At 65.4% G+C, this 15730-nt stretch carries 17 protein-coding genes and 1 pseudogene; 5 read left to right on the forward strand and 13 right to left on the reverse strand.

Annotated features, from left to right (window positions below; genetic code table 11):
* Positions 1 to 14: 14 nt before the first annotated feature.
* A complete protein-coding gene (locus XBLMG947_RS10600; protein ID WP_074059361.1) occupies positions 15 to 380 on the reverse strand; it encodes a hypothetical protein in 366 nt (121 codons plus the stop codon).
* 525 nt (positions 381 to 905) lie between these two features.
* Between XBLMG947_RS10600 and XBLMG947_RS10605 the strand changes: the two genes are divergently transcribed.
* Entirely contained in the window at positions 906 to 1718 is an 813-nt protein-coding gene (locus tag XBLMG947_RS10605; RefSeq protein ID WP_065468441.1) for a hypothetical protein, read from the forward strand.
* A 76-nt stretch (positions 1719 to 1794) separates the two neighbouring features.
* On the opposite strand, the gene XBLMG947_RS10610 is transcribed toward XBLMG947_RS10605, so the two are convergent.
* The 7 genes from XBLMG947_RS10610 to XBLMG947_RS10640 form a co-directional block, all read right to left on the reverse strand.
* Positions 1795 to 1992 (reverse strand): DUF6624 domain-containing protein, encoded by a 198-nt coding sequence (locus tag XBLMG947_RS10610; RefSeq protein ID WP_065468443.1) that lies wholly within the window; start codon positions 1990 to 1992, stop codon positions 1795 to 1797.
* On the reverse strand, positions 1983 to 2180 hold the full coding sequence (locus tag XBLMG947_RS10615; RefSeq protein WP_065468445.1) for a hypothetical protein: 198 nt from the start codon (positions 2178 to 2180) through the stop codon (positions 1983 to 1985). Before XBLMG947_RS10615 ends, XBLMG947_RS10610 begins: the two co-directional genes overlap by 10 nt.
* A gap of 418 nt (positions 2181 to 2598) precedes the next feature.
* Positions 2599 to 4431 (reverse strand): dihydrolipoyl dehydrogenase, encoded by a 1833-nt coding sequence (lpdA, locus tag XBLMG947_RS10620; protein WP_065468448.1) that lies wholly within the window; start codon positions 4429 to 4431, stop codon positions 2599 to 2601.
* Positions 4432 to 4447: 16 nt separating this feature from the next.
* A complete protein-coding gene (locus XBLMG947_RS10625) occupies positions 4448 to 5095 on the reverse strand; it encodes a hypothetical protein (RefSeq protein WP_065468450.1) in 648 nt (215 codons plus the stop codon).
* Complete coding sequence (locus XBLMG947_RS10630) at positions 5092 to 6855, reverse strand: dihydrolipoyllysine-residue acetyltransferase (RefSeq protein ID WP_065468452.1); 1764 nt, start codon at positions 6853 to 6855, stop codon at positions 5092 to 5094. Before XBLMG947_RS10630 ends, XBLMG947_RS10625 begins: the two co-directional genes overlap by 4 nt.
* A 128-nt stretch (positions 6856 to 6983) precedes the next feature.
* Positions 6984 to 7742 carry a DUF2884 family protein gene (locus XBLMG947_RS10635; RefSeq protein ID WP_065468454.1) on the reverse strand — a complete coding sequence of 253 codons (759 nt, stop codon included), beginning with the start codon at positions 7740 to 7742 and terminating at the stop codon, positions 6984 to 6986.
* A gap of 218 nt (positions 7743 to 7960) precedes the next feature.
* On the reverse strand, positions 7961 to 8530 hold the full coding sequence (locus XBLMG947_RS10640) for a DNA-deoxyinosine glycosylase (protein ID WP_065468457.1): 570 nt from the start codon (positions 8528 to 8530) through the stop codon (positions 7961 to 7963).
* A 140-nt stretch (positions 8531 to 8670) separates the two neighbouring features.
* Between XBLMG947_RS10640 and XBLMG947_RS10645 the strand changes: the two genes are divergently transcribed.
* Positions 8671 to 9396 (forward strand): OmpW/AlkL family protein, encoded by a 726-nt coding sequence (locus tag XBLMG947_RS10645; protein WP_065468459.1) that lies wholly within the window; start codon positions 8671 to 8673, stop codon positions 9394 to 9396.
* 283 nt (positions 9397 to 9679) lie between these two features.
* On the opposite strand, the gene XBLMG947_RS10650 is transcribed toward XBLMG947_RS10645, so the two are convergent.
* The 5 genes from XBLMG947_RS10650 to XBLMG947_RS10670 all read right to left on the reverse strand — a co-directional run bounded on the left by XBLMG947_RS10650 (position 9680) and on the right by XBLMG947_RS10670 (position 14291).
* Complete coding sequence (locus XBLMG947_RS10650; RefSeq protein WP_065468471.1) at positions 9680 to 10237, reverse strand: CcdC protein domain-containing protein; 558 nt, start codon at positions 10235 to 10237, stop codon at positions 9680 to 9682.
* A 341-nt stretch (positions 10238 to 10578) separates the two neighbouring features.
* Positions 10579 to 11382, reverse strand: coding sequence for a MetQ/NlpA family ABC transporter substrate-binding protein (locus XBLMG947_RS10655; protein WP_065468461.1), 804 nt, complete (start codon positions 11380 to 11382; stop codon positions 10579 to 10581).
* A 94-nt stretch (positions 11383 to 11476) separates the two neighbouring features.
* A complete protein-coding gene (locus XBLMG947_RS10660) occupies positions 11477 to 12172 on the reverse strand; it encodes a methionine ABC transporter permease (protein ID WP_065468463.1) in 696 nt (231 codons plus the stop codon).
* Complete coding sequence (locus tag XBLMG947_RS10665) at positions 12169 to 13176, reverse strand: methionine ABC transporter ATP-binding protein (protein WP_065468465.1); 1008 nt, start codon at positions 13174 to 13176, stop codon at positions 12169 to 12171. The genes XBLMG947_RS10660 and XBLMG947_RS10665 overlap by 4 nt, the downstream gene beginning before the upstream one ends.
* Before the next feature lie 218 nt (positions 13177 to 13394).
* Complete coding sequence (locus XBLMG947_RS10670; protein WP_065468467.1) at positions 13395 to 14291, reverse strand: DMT family transporter; 897 nt, start codon at positions 14289 to 14291, stop codon at positions 13395 to 13397.
* A 107-nt stretch (positions 14292 to 14398) separates the two neighbouring features.
* Between XBLMG947_RS10670 and XBLMG947_RS10675 the strand changes: the two genes are divergently transcribed.
* The 3 genes and pseudogenes from XBLMG947_RS10675 to XBLMG947_RS10685 all read left to right on the forward strand — a co-directional run.
* Entirely contained in the window at positions 14399 to 14884 is a 486-nt protein-coding gene (locus XBLMG947_RS10675) for a YajQ family cyclic di-GMP-binding protein (RefSeq protein ID WP_065468469.1), read from the forward strand.
* A gap of 145 nt (positions 14885 to 15029) precedes the next feature.
* On the forward strand, positions 15030 to 15491 hold the full coding sequence (locus tag XBLMG947_RS10680; RefSeq protein ID WP_065468473.1) for a hypothetical protein: 462 nt from the start codon (positions 15030 to 15032) through the stop codon (positions 15489 to 15491).
* Positions 15484 to 15730: pseudogene (locus tag XBLMG947_RS10685) on the forward strand (hybrid sensor histidine kinase/response regulator); the annotation flags it as partial. The gene XBLMG947_RS10680 and the pseudogene XBLMG947_RS10685, both read left to right, overlap by 8 nt.

A 15730-nucleotide genomic window follows, 5' to 3' on the forward strand; every position in this document is an offset into this window, starting at 1 on the left:
CCTTTAAGTTCGAATCAACGTCTGGCCAGAGCCAGAACCTGAAAAATCAACCCGATGGCAATACCCGCCAACAGAGCCAGAGGAGGCAGCCGCCACAGGGCAAAGCCCAGCGACAACGCCGCAAATACCAACACCCACTTCAGCACCATCGCCAGCACCAACCGCACCATCGCGATGCCTGCTGCCTGGATGCCGCCACCGAGCGCGGTACGTGCCGCAACCCAACCGCCCAGTACCGTTGCAAACCCGGTCAATGCCAGACCGGCAGAGTAACGGGGACCAACCAACAGCAACCCCAGACTGGTTATAGCTACGGCAGCAAGCGGATATACCGCAGCGCGCAGCATCAACCGCCGACCCGCGTCAACGGAGTTCAGCACTACGGTTACCTTACGTGTGAATGGGTGGGAAGCGCAGTTGCGCTTCGTCGAGCCGCGAAAGTATAGCAATGGGACAAATTGCGAGACAACCGGCAGAGGTCATCGCTTGCTGCAATGCACCACACGACGGCCGCCGCAGCGGGTGGGAACTTTGCCACAAAGCGGCGGTCAGAACCTGCGAGGCCTGCACATCCTCGTCGAAAGGTACCGCCGCAGGCCGCGTCTAGGAGCCCTGGGAGACCGGGGCTCCTGCTTTTTGTACGCCTTTGCGGCACCCGTGACCTTCCCATCGGCGGTCCAATCGGTGCGCCGCATGCGTGGCTCCGCACGATTTCGGAGATCGCGCGACAGGTGCATGACTCGACCAAAGGATTAGGGCGTCGATGAAGCGGACCGTTTTGTCCGATTGCTATGACCGCCTTCACAGTGATTAGACAGCTCCTTCACTTTTGAATGACGCCGCCTTATCGACTATGCGCGGCACAGGCCGAACTGCCTGACCATTCCAAGAATTCGGAGCTCCCCATGAAACACCTCCTGGCACTGGCCATTCCGTGCGTTTTGGCTGCCGCGTATGCGACACCCGCACACGCCGAGGACACCGACGACCGCTTCCAGCTCCGTCTCGGCGCGATGAATGTCGACAACGACAACACCATCCGCGGCAACACCCTGCTGGCTGGCAACAACGTGTCGGTGAACGAAGATTTCAAGCTTGGCGGCAAGGAATGGGAGCCGCGCGTGGATGGCGTGTTCCGCATCAGCACCCGTCAGCGCCTGATCTTCGATTACTTCAAGTACGACAAGGATCGCCGCGAGACCCTGAGCCAGGATCTGAGCGCCGGTGGCGTAACCGTGCCGAGCGGCAGCTTCATCAAGGGTGAGCTGAAGTATCAGGTCGCGACCCTGGTGTACGACTATTCCGTGATCGACTCACCGCAATTCAGCCTGGGCCTGCAGATCGGTGCCGAATACGCCAAGGTCGAGGCCAATGCGTATGCCGACCTGGGTAGCGTGTTCACCGGCGATGTCGTGGACGAAAGCGAAGACGGCGCTGCGCCGGTCGTGGGCATCCGCTTCACCGCGCGTCCGAGCGAACACTGGCTGTTCAACGTGCAGGGCCAGTACCTCAACACCAGCTGGGGCGACTTCGGCGACTACGAAGGCGACCTGAGCCGCGCCAACGCGATTGCCGAATACCGCTTCACCAGGAACTTCGGCATCTTCGCCGGCTACGACTGGTTCAGGCTGGACGTGGACCGCGAGGGCAGCGACGGCCTGGTCGGCCTGAAGCAGGAGTTCAAGGGTCCGGTGGCAGGCGTGACGTTCGCGTTCTGAGTTGCAGGGACCGGTTGAACCAACAGGCCCGCTTTTGCGGGCCTTTTGCGTTTTTGGCAGTTGGTGTGCCGGCCCGTTACGGCGCAGGAAACAGCTGCGCGGCCACGCAGATGTAATCGGCCCGCGGCATTTCGCCCACCGCGGCACGCCTTTCATCGACGTGGTCCGGATCCTCGATGGGTTTGGGTACCCAGCGGCCCTGCTGCGCGACCAACTGCGTGCCATAGCGTTGCGGCTTGCCGTTGCCGACCAGCACGCGGTCTGTCAACAACACCAGGGAGCATGCGGGATTTCGCCGCGCGCAACGTGGGGTGCCAGCGTGCCCAATACCTGTTCCTGGAATGCAGGATCGGCATCGGCATGCTGCACCAGCAGCCAGGCTGCGGCGGCACCGTCGCGCCCGACCTGGGCCGCGTTCGGCAGGCCACCGTGCTCGGCCACGACGCGATGGATGTGCCGCATCCCCAGCCGCCATCTTGGTCATGCCCGCCTGCGACCAATCGCCATGACGGACCAGTTGGTTGGCGCGCCCCATCGCCAGCAGGCGCGCGCAATACCGGATCGGAAGGCGTTGCAAGCCCGGATGCGCGCGCTGCCACGGCACGCACTTTCGCCTGCCGTTACGCACGATCGAATGGGTCGGCCCCCGGGCATGTCGCCAACGCAGCGGCCAAGTGAGAATCGTCAGGTTCTTGCGCGCGGGCGGCAGACATTGCGCTGCACAACATCAACATTCCCCGCATTCCGTAGCGCCTGCCGTGTCTTTCCCTGTAGCGGCTGCAATGCCTTGGCACACCGTGCAGCCCATTCTGGCAGCACGCCAAAACGACGACGCCCCGCGCAAGGCGGGGCGTCGTTGGCAGCGCCGCGTGTGCGGTGCTTACTTCTTCTTGGGGATATACAGGTCGGTGATGGTGCCGTCGTAGACCTCGGCCGCCATGCCGACCGATTCGCTCAGGGTCGGATGGGCGTGGATGGTGTGGCCGATGTCTTCGGCTTCGGCACCCATCTCGATGGCCAGGCCGATCTCGGCCAGCAGGTCACCGGCATGCACGCCGACGATGGCGCCACCGATGATGCGGTGGGTGTCTTCGTCGAAGATCAGCTTGGTGAAGCCTTCGGTGCGGCCGATGCCGATCGCGCGGCCGCTGGCGGCCCAGGGGAACTTGGCCACGCCGACCTTCAGGCCCTTGGCCTTGGCTTCGATCTCGGTGACGCCGACCCAAGCGATTTCCGGGTTGGTGTACGCCACCGACGGAATCACCCGCGCCACCCATTCCTTCTTCTCGCCGGCAGCCACTTCGGCGGCCAGCTTGCCTTCGTGGGTGGCCTTGTGGGCCAGCATCGGGTTACCGACGATATCGCCGATGGCGAAAATGTGCGGCACGTTGGTGCGCATCTGCCGGTCCACCGGAATGAAGCCGCGCTCGGTCACCGTGACACCGGCCTTCTCTGCGCCGATCTTCTTGCCGTTGGGCGAGCGGCCCACGGCCACCAGCACGCGATCGTACGCAGTCGCCTGCAGACCCGGCTTTTCACCCTCCACGGCCGCTTCGAAGGACACGATGATGCCACTCTTGTCGGCGCTGACGTCGGTGGCCTTGGTCTTGAGATGGATCTCGACGCCCTGCTTCTTCAGGCGATCGGCCAGGGGCTTGACCAGGTCCTTGTCGGCGCCCGGCATCAGCTGATCCATGAACTCGACGACGGTGACCTTGCTGCCCAGCGCGCTGTACACCGTGGCCATTTCCAGGCCGATGATGCCGCCGCCGACCACCAGCAGGGTCTTGGGAATGTCGTGCAATTCCAGCGCGTCGGTGGAGTCCATCACGCGCTTGTCGTCCCACGGGAAGTTGGGCAACTTCACCGCCTGCGAGCCGGCGGCGATGACGCAATGCTCGAAGCGCAGCAGTTGGGTCTTGTCGTCGTCGCCGACGATTTCCAGCTCATTGGGCGAAACGAACGTTGCCACGCCGGTGACGGTGCGCACCTTGCGCTGCTTGGCCATGCTGGCCAGGCCGCCGGTGAGTTTGCCGACCACTTTTTCCTTGTACTCGCGCAGCTTGTCCAGGGCGATCCTGGGCTGGCCGAAGTCCACGCCGAAGTCGCCGGCATGGGCCACTTCATCAATCACCGCGGCGGCATGCAACAACGCCTTGGACGGAATGCAGCCGACGTTGAGGCAGACCCCGCCCAGGCTGGCGTAGCGCTCGATCAGCACGGTGTCCAGACCCAGATCGGCAGCGCGGAACGCGGCGGTGTAGCCGCCGGGGCCGGCGCCGAGCACCACCATCTTGCATTCGATATCGGCGGCCTTGCCGCTGGACAGCGCCGGCTTGGGCGCAGCCGGTTCGGCCGGAGCGCGGTGTGACGGGGTCACCGGCGGCTTGCTGCCCGGTGCGGCGGCCGCGGGAGCCGCAGCCGGCGCAGCGGCCTTGGTCTCGGCCTTCGCGGGTGCCGGCGCGGCGGCCTCGCCTTCGGTTTCCAGCAGCAGCACCACCGCCCCTTCGGACAGGGTGTCGCCAATCTTGACCTTGAGTTCCTTGACCACACCGGCAGCCGAGGACGGCACTTCCAGCGTGGCCTTGTCCGATTCCAGCGTTACCAGGCCCTGGTCCTTGGCCACGCTGTCGCCGACAGCGACCAGCACTTCGATGACGGGGACATCGCTGTAATCGCCGAGGTCGGGAACCTTGATTTCAATGACCGCCATTTGCTTCTCCTGTAGCTCAACCGGCCGTGCCGGCAAGCGTCTGCTGGAGTTCATCCAGCGACGATTCGATTTGGGTCCAGCGCTTGTCGCGCTTCTTTTCCTTGCCTTCGCTGGCTTCGATCAGCAGCGCCGCCTGCTTCTGCAGCAGCTCGCCGGCGCCGCAGTTCGGGCGGGCGCCGCTGTAGCGGACGCCGTCGACCTGGAACGAGAGCACTTCGCCCTCGCTCACTGGCGCAGTGCGTCCGTTCGGTGCGAGCTGGGTCAACGCCGCGGTCCAGTTGCTGACCAGGCGCTTGGCCAGGGCCGCCGGAATCGGGATTTCGACCGTTTCCGGCGTCTGCTCGGTGCGGAACTGCACGCTGCCGCGGTCGGTCTGGCTGACCCAGCTGTAGACGCGTTCGTCGGCGCGGCTATGCCGCAGGGTCCAGTCGGCGCCCTCCTTGCCCGGCACCAGCGACACCGCGCGCTCCACACCATGTGTGGGCAGCGTCAGCAACGACAAGATCGGTTTCGTGCCGCCATCCAGCAGCGTGGTGACAGCGGTGCCGTAGTTGCCCACGGCCGGCGGCCAGCCACGCCCGAGCGTGCTCTCGCACTCGCGTGCTGCCGCCGTTGTCCACGGCAGCACGCCGAGCACGGCGATGGTCAGCAGCGCAGCCCTCACAGCAGGACGCGACGCATGTCGGCCAGCACCTGACTGAGATAGGTAGTGAAACGGGCCGCCAGCGCGCCGTCGATGACACGGTGGTCGTAGCTCAGCGAGAGCGGCAGCATCAGCTTCGGCGCGAACTCCTTGCCGTTCCACACCGGCTGCATCGCCGACTTGGACACGCCCAGGATCGCCACTTCCGGCGCATTGATGATTGGCGTGAAGGCCGTACCACCGATGCCGCCCAGCGAGCTGATCGAGAAGCAGCCGCCGCTCATGTCGGCCGGGCCCAGCTTGCCGTCGCGCGCCTTCTTGGCCAGCTCGCCGCTTTCCTGGGCGATCTGCAGCACGCCCTTCTTGTCGACATCGCGGATCACCGGCACGACCAGGCCATTGGGCGTGTCGGCGGCGAAGCCGATGTTGATGTACTTCTTCAATGTCAGGTTCTCGCCGGCCGCATCGAGCGAGGCGTTGAACTCGGGGAACTTCTTCAGCGCCGCCGCGCTGGCCTTGACCAGGAAGGCGAGCATGGTGAGCTTGATGCCGGCCTTCTCGTTTTCCTTGTTCAGCGCCACGCGCAGCGCTTCCAGGTCGGTGATGTCGGCCGATTCGAACTGGGTGACGTGCGGAATCATGGCCCAGTTGCGTGCCAGGTTGGCACCGGAAATCTTCTTGATGCGCGACAGCGGCTGGGTTTCGGTTTCGCCGAACTTGCTGAAGTCCACTTTCGGCCAGGCCAGCAGATTCAGGCCGTTGCCACCGCTTGCCGGCGCAGCACCGGCTGCGGCAGATGCGCCGCCGCTGAGTGCGGCCTTGACGTAGCGCTGCACGTCTTCGCGAGTGATGCGGCCGCCCTTTTCGCTGCCCTTGAGCTGGCTCAGGTCCACGCCCAGCTCGCGTGCGAACACGCGCACCACCGGGCTGGCATACGGCACCTTGGACGGCAGCACGCTGTCGGCATCGAAGGTCACCGGCGGGCTGGACGGGTTGCCGGCGGACGGCTGGCCGGCCTGCGCGCCGGCGCCGGAACGCGCGCCCTGCACCTGCGCGATCTCACGCTGGGCCAGTTTGTCCGGCTCGGCCGACACCGCAACCGGCTCGACCTTGCCCGCAGTCTCGGCGGTGTCGGTGGTGGGCTTGGCCGGCGACTGCGCCGCACCGGCGCCGCCATCGCTGGCCGCGATGATCGCCACCACGTTGCCCTGCGAGAGCGTGTCGCCAACCTTGACCTTGAGTTCCTTGACCACGCCGGCGGCCGACGACGGCACTTCCATCGTGGCCTTGTCCGATTCCAGCGTGACCAGGCTCTGGTCCTTGGCGACGGTATCGCCGACCGCGACCAGTACTTCGATCACCGGGATGTCGGTGTAATCGCCGATGTCGGGAACGCGCGCTTCAACCAGACCACCCTCGGCAGCGGCAGGTGCAGCCGGGGCGGCCTTGGCAGCAGGTGCTGGGGCAGAAGCGGGAGCGGCCTTGGCCGGGGCAGCAGGCGCGGCAGCGGCGGGCTTGGCCGCAGGGTCGGCGCCGGCATCGGCCACTTCGATCAGCGCCACCAGGGCGCCCTGCGACAGCGCATCGCCGACCTTGACCTTGATTTCCTTGACCACGCCAGACACCGAGGAAGGCACTTCCATGGTTGCCTTGTCCGATTCCAGCGTGACCAGGCTCTGGTCCTTGCTGACCGTATCGCCGACCGACACCAGCACCTCGATTACCGGGACGTCGCTGTAGTCACCGATATCGGGGACAAGTGCTTCCTTGATTTCGGCCATACGGGGAACTCCGGCAACAGAATGGGGAAACCCCTATTGTGGCCGGCTGCGGGCCGCAGCGCCAACCATTGCCGTGGAAAAATCGCGTGCCCGGCGGGATACAGCGTCCGCATGCATGCGTGCGCCGATCATTTCGCCGCGCGTCGATCGACCCGCAGCAGTTGCAGTGGCTCGCCAGAGGGCAAACGATACGCCAGCGCATTGTCCAGTCCATCGAGGGCTTCCAGCCGCGCGCACAGCTGCTGCGCGCGCGGCCGCAATGCGCGCGCCTGCGTCTCGATCAGGCGCTCGATGCGCGCTTCCACGCCGTCGAGCGAACGCAGCTGCACGTCGTTTCCGATGATTGCGGATTGCACCGCACCGGCCACCACATCGCCGATCAGCTGCGGCAGCAGCTCGGCGACCAGCGCGCCGATGTCGTTGTCGATGTTGATGGGAGTCAGCTGGCTCTTGCTGAAACCCTGCTTCAAGCGCACGTCGATCTTTTCGCGCACCGTTGCCAGCTGGGCGCGCGTGGCGTCCGGGTTGCGGCTGAAGCCGGCTGCCACCTCGCCCAGTGCAGCAACTGCGATATCGGCCGCTTCACGCCCGACGGCCTGCGCCAGCGGCACCGCATCGCGGGTCTGGCGCTCGAACTGGATCAGGCGGGCGCGATCGTCCGCGCTCAGCGCCACCCAACGGTCGTCGACGAGCAAGTTGCCTTGGCGCATCACCAGCCGCTGCGGCGTGCCCGATTCGCGGATCAGGATCAGGCTGCGTGCGTTGAGCGTGAGATCGTAGTCACTGCCGACCTCGCAATGCAGGTCTTCGGCAACAGCAGCGCCTGCGGCGCCCAGCATGCCGAGCAGCACGCCTGCTGCCATCGTGATTGCGTGCTTGATCGCCATCTGACCACCCCGTTGTGCGCTGGCGGCAGCATGCCCGCAGATGAGGCACGCAGGCCTGTGCCGGATGCTGGCATGACTTCTGGCCGATGGCCTCCACGCTCACAGCGCGCGTGTCGGCAGCGGTGGAAACAGCGTGCATCCGCAATCAGCGCCGGGTGTTGCGACAGTCGCCTCGTTCGATGCACGGCGCGCGCATGCCACACGTACTCCACGTCATTTCACCGCAGCGAACGCGCCGCATCGCACACCGGTTGCCAGGCTGTCGCCAGCCGCGGCAACGACCAGGCGGCATTGGCCGGGCTGGTGGACGGCAAGGCGACGACCGGCAGCGCGTACGACTCCATCGGTAACAGCGGCTGGACGTACCGACGCCAGGCCTGCGCTGCCGCAGTGCCATTGCAGGCCACCATGCGCAGCTGCGGCAGCGTGGCCAGCAACGCAGGCAGCGGGTTGACCACGATGCTCGCCGCCACGATGGCCGTATCCAGGCTGCCACGCCGCTCGCATTGACCGATGACATCCCATAACCCGACACGATGGTCGAGCAACGCGTGCAAGCGCGATGCATAGCTTGCGGCTGTATCAATGCCGAATAAAGCATGCATCAATGGCCAGAAGCGATTGCGTGGGTGTGCGTAGTAGCGCGCGGCTTCCAATGACGCGACCCCTGGCATCGAACCAAGCAGCAACACCCTGCAATCGCTGCGGATGTGCGCGGGCAGGCCTTGGCTGACGTGTTTTTTCGTCACGGCGATCGCATCTGCGTGAATGTCTTTTTCAAGCGTCATGACGTAACGACGGCCTTCTTGAGGGACTTCCTGAACAAACGAAATTTTAGCGAGCCGCAGGTGGGCGTGGATTCAGATTTTCGGGAATAGTTTTGGCGCGGCCCACTCCACGGGCCTAACAACAAGACGAGGAGACCCTCATGCGTTCCATTTCCATCCTGAGCCTGGCTGCTGTAACTGCACTTGCGATTGCACCGTCCGCGTTCGCGCAGGACACCACCACTACCAGCGACACCTCCTCGACCACTACCAGCGACGCCTCATCGACGTCTTCCAGCGCGATGTCTTCCAGCGCGATGTCCAGCAGCGGCGACACCGCGTCGGGCAAGCATTGGGCCGTGGTCGGCGGCGTGGCGCTGCTGAACCCGAAGAACAACCCGGCTCCGGGCCTTGACGTCGATGGCGGTCCGGCACCGACGCTGAGCGCCAACTACTACATCAACGACAACTGGGCTCTTGAACTGTGGGGCGCCGCCGACAAGTTCAACCACCGCGTCAACGCCGATGGCGTGGGCAAGGTCGGTACCGTCGACCAGCAGCCGATCGCCATCAGCGGCCAGTACCACTTCGGCGAAGCCGACAACGTGTTCCGTCCGTTCGTGGGCGTGGGCTACTACGAGTCGAACTTCAGCAACGAGAAGATCGATGCGGCGTCGACCACCGGCCAGCATGTGGGCCTGAGCACCGCCAAGGGTGTCATCGGCACCGTCGGCGTGGACATGAACATCAACTCCACCTGGTTCGCACGTGCCGACGCCCGCTACATGCGTTCGCGTCCGGAACTGCGCGTGGGCGGCCAGGGCACCGGCAGCGAGTTGGAACTGGATCCGTGGACCGTCGGCTTCGGCGTCGGCGCGCGCTTCTAAGCACGCACCTGTCAGCCAGGCTGTTCGTTGAAGAAAAACGGGCCGCGAGGCCCGTTTTTTTGTGCGCGGGTTGCGCAGCGTCGGGATCGCAAAACTACGACGCGAAGCCAAAGCGGAGGATCACCGATCCACACGCGATTGTGGGAGGCAATGTGTCTTCCTGATCTGCGCTCTATCCCTCGCCTCGGAGTCCAGCTTTTTTGACTGCGTGCATGCGCCAGCGTCGACGCGGAGGATGGTACGCGCTCGAAACACCACCAGCCCGTCGCCGCGCCACACGCACTCAACGCCAATACACGCTGCCGCGCAGACGCGCGCTGCGCCAGCGCCACCACAGCAAGGTGGCATATGCCAGCGCGTAACCGAGCAGCACGCCGGCAGCACCGAGCAGACTGGCATGACTGAGCCATCCCTCGGTCGGCCAGGCCACACCCTGCCAGGCGCTGCGCCAGCCTTGCACCATCCCGGCGATCACCCGCACGACCACCAGTGCGGTCAAGGCCAACACAAGCCACAGATTCGGCCGATAAAACAGACCTTGCGTGGTGCGTTCGAAGCGGGTCAGACGGAGCGCCAACACCCCCAACGCCACTCCACAGGCCCAGCCAACTGCCGCGTGGCTGATCGCACCGGGCCAGAACGCCGCCGCGATCACGCTGAATATCCCAAACAGCACGCTGGAGATGCCGACCGACGCCAGATTGATCATCAGCAGCCAGCCACGCGCCTGCCGCCGCGCAGTCCCCATCCGAAACCGCTGCAGCAACGACAACGGGAACAGCACCACGAACACCGCAAGGGCAATGATCACGGCCAGCGGAATGGCAAGCAGCAATGGCATCGGCATGTGCCTGAGAAAGATGGCCGATGACGCTACTACGCTGGCGCGCAGCGGCGCGTGTTCGGCGCTATCGATGTCGATCCGGCACGACGACCGCGCTCACCTGGCAGTGAGCGCGGCGGCTTGATGAACGCGGTCAAGGACCACACAGAAATCATCGGCAACGTTGGCGCAGCGCTATCGATTTGGATGCCGTTGAGCAGGAACGCTACACCCGCGTAGAGGGCAGTCGCCGTATGCGTGTCGACGGCGCGCAGCATGCAGTGGACGAGTGGTCTGAGCCGCACCGAACACCGACCACGCCCAACCAGTGGAGGGCACAGTCAGTTCAGGAGTTGCGCTTAAAACGCCGGCAGCACTGCGCCCTTGTACTTCTGCTCGATGAAGGCCTTCACTTCCGGGCTGGTCAGCGCCTTGGCCAATTTCTGCACGCGCGGGTCGTCCTTGTTGTCGGCACGTGCCACCAGGAAGTTGACGTACGGCGAATCCTTGCTTTCGATCGCCAGCGCGTCGCGGGTGGGGTTGAGTCCGGCGTCGAGTGCGTAGTTGGTGTTGATCAACGCCAGATCGACCTGGTCCAGCACGCGCGGCAGCATGGCCGAATCGAGCTCGCGGAATTTGAGCTGCTTGGGGTTTTCGACGATGTCGCGCTGGCTGGAGAGCGCATTGCCTGGATCCTTGAGTTTGATTACACCGGCCTTGTCGAGCAGGATCAGCGCGCGGCTGTTGTTGCTCGGATCGTTGGGGATCACCACATCGGCGCCGGTGGGCAGTTCGGCGAGGGTCTTGAAGCGGCGCGAATAGGCGCCGAACGGTTCGATATGCACGCCGACCACGGTCACCAATTGGCTCTTGCGGTCGCGGTTGTATGCGTCCAGATAGGGCTCGGTCTGGAAGTAGTTGACGTCGATCTGCTTCTGCACGACCTGGTCGTTGGGCTGCACGTAGTCGTTGAACACCCGCACATCGAGCTTGACGCCCTGCTTGGCCAGCAACGGTTCGACCACTTCCAGGATTTCGGCATGCGGCACGGCCGTGGCGGCCACGGTCAGGGTGTCGCCGCCGCTGTTACCACTGCCGCCACCACAGGACGCCAATGCCAGCGTGGCTGCCGCCAGGAGGGAACGAAACGCGAATGTGCTCATGTAGGGATCCGTGGGAGGAGGAATGCGGCCCTGCCGCAGACCCTCAACCTACCAGACGCCACGCGTGGCAGCGATGCCTTGAACGCAGCGCCACTCAACGCCGGCTGTAATGCGCCACCAGGCGGTCGCCCAGCATCTGCAGCACCTGCACCAGCACCAGCAGGGCGATGACGGTGATCAGCGCCACGTCCGAATGCGAGCGCAGGTAGCCCTCGCGGTAGGCCACATCGCCCAGACCGCCAGAGCCGATCGCACCGCCCATCGCAGTGAAGCCGATCAGCGCGATGGTGGTCACAGTGGCGCCGGCGATCAGCCCGGGGCGCGCTTCGGGCAGCAGCACCCGCAGCACCAGCTGGCGGGTGGTAGCGCCCATCGCCTGGCTGGCTTCGATGATCCCGCGATCGACCTCGCGCAGCGCGGTTTCCACCAGGCGCGCGTAGAACGGCGCGGCACCGACCACCAACGGCAGGATCGCGCCACGCACGCCGAGCGAGGTGCCCATCAGCATCAGCGTGAGCGGAATCATCGCAATCATCAAAATGATGAAGGGCACCGAGCGCAACAGGTTGATCAACGCCGCCAGCGCGCCGTACGACACCGGGCGGCGGCGCAGCTGCGGCGCCCCGCACAGGAACAGCGCAACGCCCAGCGGCAGGCCGATCAGCAGCGTCAGCGGCAACGCGCCGGCCAGCATCAGCAGGGTGTCGAGGGTGGCCTGGCCGATATCGCCCCATTTGGCGGCATCGAGATTGCGGAAGAAGCCGCCGGCGGCGGCAACGATCGGGGTCATACGCGTAGATCCTCGACCTGCACGCCAGCGGCGGCGAAGCCGGCGCGTGCGGCGTGATGGTCGCCGCCGGTCAGGGCAACGATGAGCTGGCCGTACGGCGTGTCCTTGATGCGATCCACGCGCCCGGACAGGATGTTGTAGTCCACCCCGGTCTCGCGGGCGATGCGGCCCAGCACCGGCTCGTAGGTGCCGTTGCCCAGGAAGGTCAGCCGCACGATGCGCCCGCCGACGGCGGCGAAATCGCGGTGCAGCTCGGCTTCGTCCACGTGCTCGGCTTCGGAGACGAAGCGCCGCGTGGTGGCGTGCTTGGGGTGCAGGAAGACCTCGGTCACCGGGCCAGTTTCCACCAGCTTGCCGGCGTCCAGCACCGCCACGCGGTCGCAGACGCGGCGGATCACGTCCATCTCGTGGGTGATCAGCACGATGGTCAGGCCGAGCTCGCGGTTGATCTGCGCCAGCAGTTGCAGCACCGAGGCGGTGGTCTGCGGATCCAGCGCGCTGGTGGCCTCGTCGCACAGCAGGATTTGCGGCCGGGTGGCCAGCGCGCGCGCAATGCCCACGCGCTGTTTCTGCCCACCGGACAGTTGCGCCGGATACTTGTTGGCGTGTTCCTGCAGCCCGACCCGGGCAAGCAGCTCGGTCACGCGCGCATCGATCTCGGCGCGTGGGGTGGCAGCCAGTTCCAGCGGGAACGCCACGTTGCCGGCCACGGTGCGCGAGGACAGCAGGTTGAAGTGCTGGAAAATCATGCCGATGCGGCGACGCAGGGCGCGCAGGCCCTGGCTGTCCAGCGCGGTGACGTCCTCCTCGCCGATCATCAGGCGCCCGCCGCTGGGCTCTTCCAGCCGATTGATCAGCCGGATCAGCGTGGATTTGCCGGCACCGGAATGGCCAATGATGCCGAACACCTCACCGGCACCGATCCGCAGATCGAGCGGATGCAGCGCCACGATCTGGCGACCGTCGACGGAGTAGGACTTGTGCAGGCGCTGAAACTGGATCACCGCGCGTGGCCGATTGGGGGGTCGTGAAGCCTACCAGTCAATGTTCATTGCCGGGAGTCGGGATTGGGGATTGGGGATTCGCAAAGGCCAACGGCGCTCCTGCTGTTGCCAATCCCGAATGCCGAATCCCCAATCACGGCCGCTAGGAATTGGGGATTCGCAAGGACAACGGCACCCCCGCTGTTGCCAATCCCGAATGCCGAATCCCCAATCCCCAATCACGGCCTATCCAACGGCGGCGGCCTGTCAGCCCGCCGTATCCGCTCCCGGCGCAACAAATACAGCCCGCTGGCGACGATGATGCCGGCGCCGGTCCAGGTCCAGCTGTCGGGCAGGGTGTGCCACAGCAGCCAGTCCCAGCCGATCACCCAGACCAGCCCGGTGTATTCCAGCGGGGCGATCATCGAGGCCTCGCCGCGCATGAAGGCATTGGTCAGCGCGACTTGGCTCAGTGCGCCGGCCAAGCCCATGCCCGCAATCAGGCCGGCGTGCCCGGCCTGTAGCGGCACCCAGCCGGGGATCGCCAGCAGCCCGGCGCCCACCGCCATGAACAGCAGAAACCACACCACCATCGCCTGCGGGGTATCGGTGCGGGTCAGCAGACTCACGGTGATCGCCGCGACGGCATAGGCGGTGGCTGCCAACAGCACCATCAGGCCGGGCAGCGAGATCAGCCCGTCCACACCCGGGCGCAGCACCACGATCACCCCGACCAGACCAATCCCGATCGCGGTCCAGCGGCGCGGGCCGACACGCTCGCCCAGCAGCGGCACCGACAACGCAGCCACCAGCAACGGGGCGATGAAATACAGGGTGTAGGCGGTGGACAGCGGCATGCGCTTCAAGCCGTAGACGAAGCAGCCGATCATCACCATGCCCAGCACCCCGCGTAGCAGATGCAGGCCCCAGCGCACCGGCACGATCGCGCGCGGCCCGGCGGTGGCGAACACCCACACCAGCACGAACGGCAACGACGCGGCACCGCGCAACAAGGTGACCTGCAGCGGCGGGTAATGCGCCGCGAGCAGCTTCATTCCCGCATCCATCAGCGAGAAACAGGCCACGGCGGCCACCATCCAGGCGATGGCGGGAAGCGGGGAGCGGGTGGTCGGCATGCGCGCATTATCGCCGCGACACTGACGCGCCCGCCAATGCCCGCATGACGGCCCCCACGGCACGATGCCCTAGAATGGCGGCTATTTTCGAATAGCCGGAGCTTTGCATGCCTTCCTTCGATGTCGTGTCCGAAGTGGACAAGCACGAACTGACCAATGCGGTGGATCAGGCCAACCGCGAGCTGGACACGCGTTTCGACTTCAAAGGGGTCGAGGCCAAGTTCGAGCTGGAAGACGGCAAGGTGATCAACCAGTCCGCCCCCAGCGATTTCCAGGTCAAGCAGATGACCGACATCCTGCGCGCGCGGCTGCTGGCACGCGGCATCGACGTGCGCTGCCTGGAATTTGGCGATATGGAAACCAACCTGGCCGGCGCGCGGCAGAAAGTGACCGTCAAGCAGGGCATCGAGCAGAAGCAGGCCAAGCAGTTGGTCGCCAAGTTGAAGGAAGCCAAGCTCAAGGTCGAAGCGCAGATCAACGGCGACAAGCTGCGCATCACCGGCAAGAAGCGCGACGACCTGCAGGATGCGATCGCGCTGCTGAAAAAGGCCGACGTCGAGCTGCCGTTGCAGTTCGACAACTTCCGCGATTGAGTGCGGTTGGATGATTGCAACGATCGGTGCGGCCTTGTCCATGCGTGTACTGCAGCCGGATGCACCGGCCTGGCGCATGTGGCCTGCACGCTGCACGCGTGGTGGCCGCACCTGCCGCGTTCCCGCTCTGGCATAGATGGCGACCGTGCGCGGCCCCTTTGCCAGCCTGTTGCAACGCCTGCGCATCCACGGGCAGGCGAATGCAGCTTGCGAGCATGCCCGGCACAGCGCCGCCCACGCGCAACCACGCATCGAGGCCGGCTCGACGTTGCACACCATGGCTGGCCTGGATCCGGTGGCAGCTGCAGCATTCGCCGATGCCTTCGTGCTGGAGATCGAACATGCCATTGCCACGTGCACGCTCGGCGATGCCGACACGCACCAGCCGCAGGCCTTGCAGCAGATCCACTCGCTCAAGAACACCGTTTCAATGACCGGCTCGCAGCAATTGCTCAAGGCCTGCGACCAATTGCGCGACGCGGCGAGCCACGATGCGCTGGGCAACACGCTGGCGCAACGCTTCATTGCGGTGGCCAACGCTGCTGGTCTCCTGGTCAGGCATTACCGGCGCACCCTCCCCTCCGACACCGCGGACCCTCATGCCTAGCCCTCCCCACCGCACAGCGCCCGGCCTGATTCTTGCCGCCAGGCAGTTGCGCAACGACAGGCTGGTGCGGCTGTTCGAGTCGTTCCTGGAATACCGCGCCTGCGTCGGCCGCGTGATCGTGCAGAGCATCGTGACCGCGTGGTGCCTGGGCTGGCTGTACGGGCCGCAGCCGGTGCTGGTGACGGACGCACACCGTGTCTTTCCCACCGCAGTGGGTCTGTGGGTGCTGTCGGTGGTGT

Source organism: Xanthomonas bromi, from assembly GCF_900092025.1.
Lineage (GTDB): Bacteria > Pseudomonadota > Gammaproteobacteria > Xanthomonadales > Xanthomonadaceae > Xanthomonas > Xanthomonas bromi.

What these genes read in the sequence shown, in the direction of transcription:
- XBLMG947_RS10640 (WP_065468457.1), bottom strand. Translation starts at nt 8,530, where the DNA reads ATGACGCTTGAAAAAGACATTCACGCAGATGCGATCGCCGTGACGAAA.
- XBLMG947_RS10675 (WP_065468469.1), top strand. Translation starts at nt 14,399, where the DNA reads ATGCCTTCCTTCGATGTCGTGTCCGAAGTGGACAAGCACGAACTGACC.
- XBLMG947_RS10650 (WP_065468471.1), bottom strand. Translation starts at nt 10,237, where the DNA reads ATGCCATTGCTGCTTGCCATTCCGCTGGCCGTGATCATTGCCCTTGCG.
- XBLMG947_RS10605 (WP_065468441.1), top strand. Translation starts at nt 906, where the DNA reads ATGAAACACCTCCTGGCACTGGCCATTCCGTGCGTTTTGGCTGCCGCG.
- XBLMG947_RS10645 (WP_065468459.1), top strand. Translation starts at nt 8,671, where the DNA reads ATGCGTTCCATTTCCATCCTGAGCCTGGCTGCTGTAACTGCACTTGCG.
- XBLMG947_RS10670 (WP_065468467.1), bottom strand. Translation starts at nt 14,291, where the DNA reads ATGCCGACCACCCGCTCCCCGCTTCCCGCCATCGCCTGGATGGTGGCC.
- XBLMG947_RS10630 (WP_065468452.1), bottom strand. Translation starts at nt 6,855, where the DNA reads ATGGCCGAAATCAAGGAAGCACTTGTCCCCGATATCGGTGACTACAGC.
- XBLMG947_RS10635 (WP_065468454.1), bottom strand. Translation starts at nt 7,742, where the DNA reads ATGGCGATCAAGCACGCAATCACGATGGCAGCAGGCGTGCTGCTCGGC.
- XBLMG947_RS10655 (WP_065468461.1), bottom strand. Translation starts at nt 11,382, where the DNA reads ATGAGCACATTCGCGTTTCGTTCCCTCCTGGCGGCAGCCACGCTGGCA.
- XBLMG947_RS10615 (WP_065468445.1), bottom strand. Translation starts at nt 2,180, where the DNA reads ATGCGGCACATCCATCGCGTCGTGGCCGAGCACGGTGGCCTGCCGAAC.
- lpdA (WP_065468448.1), bottom strand. Translation starts at nt 4,431, where the DNA reads ATGGCGGTCATTGAAATCAAGGTTCCCGACCTCGGCGATTACAGCGAT.
- XBLMG947_RS10660 (WP_065468463.1), bottom strand. Translation starts at nt 12,172, where the DNA reads ATGACCCCGATCGTTGCCGCCGCCGGCGGCTTCTTCCGCAATCTCGAT.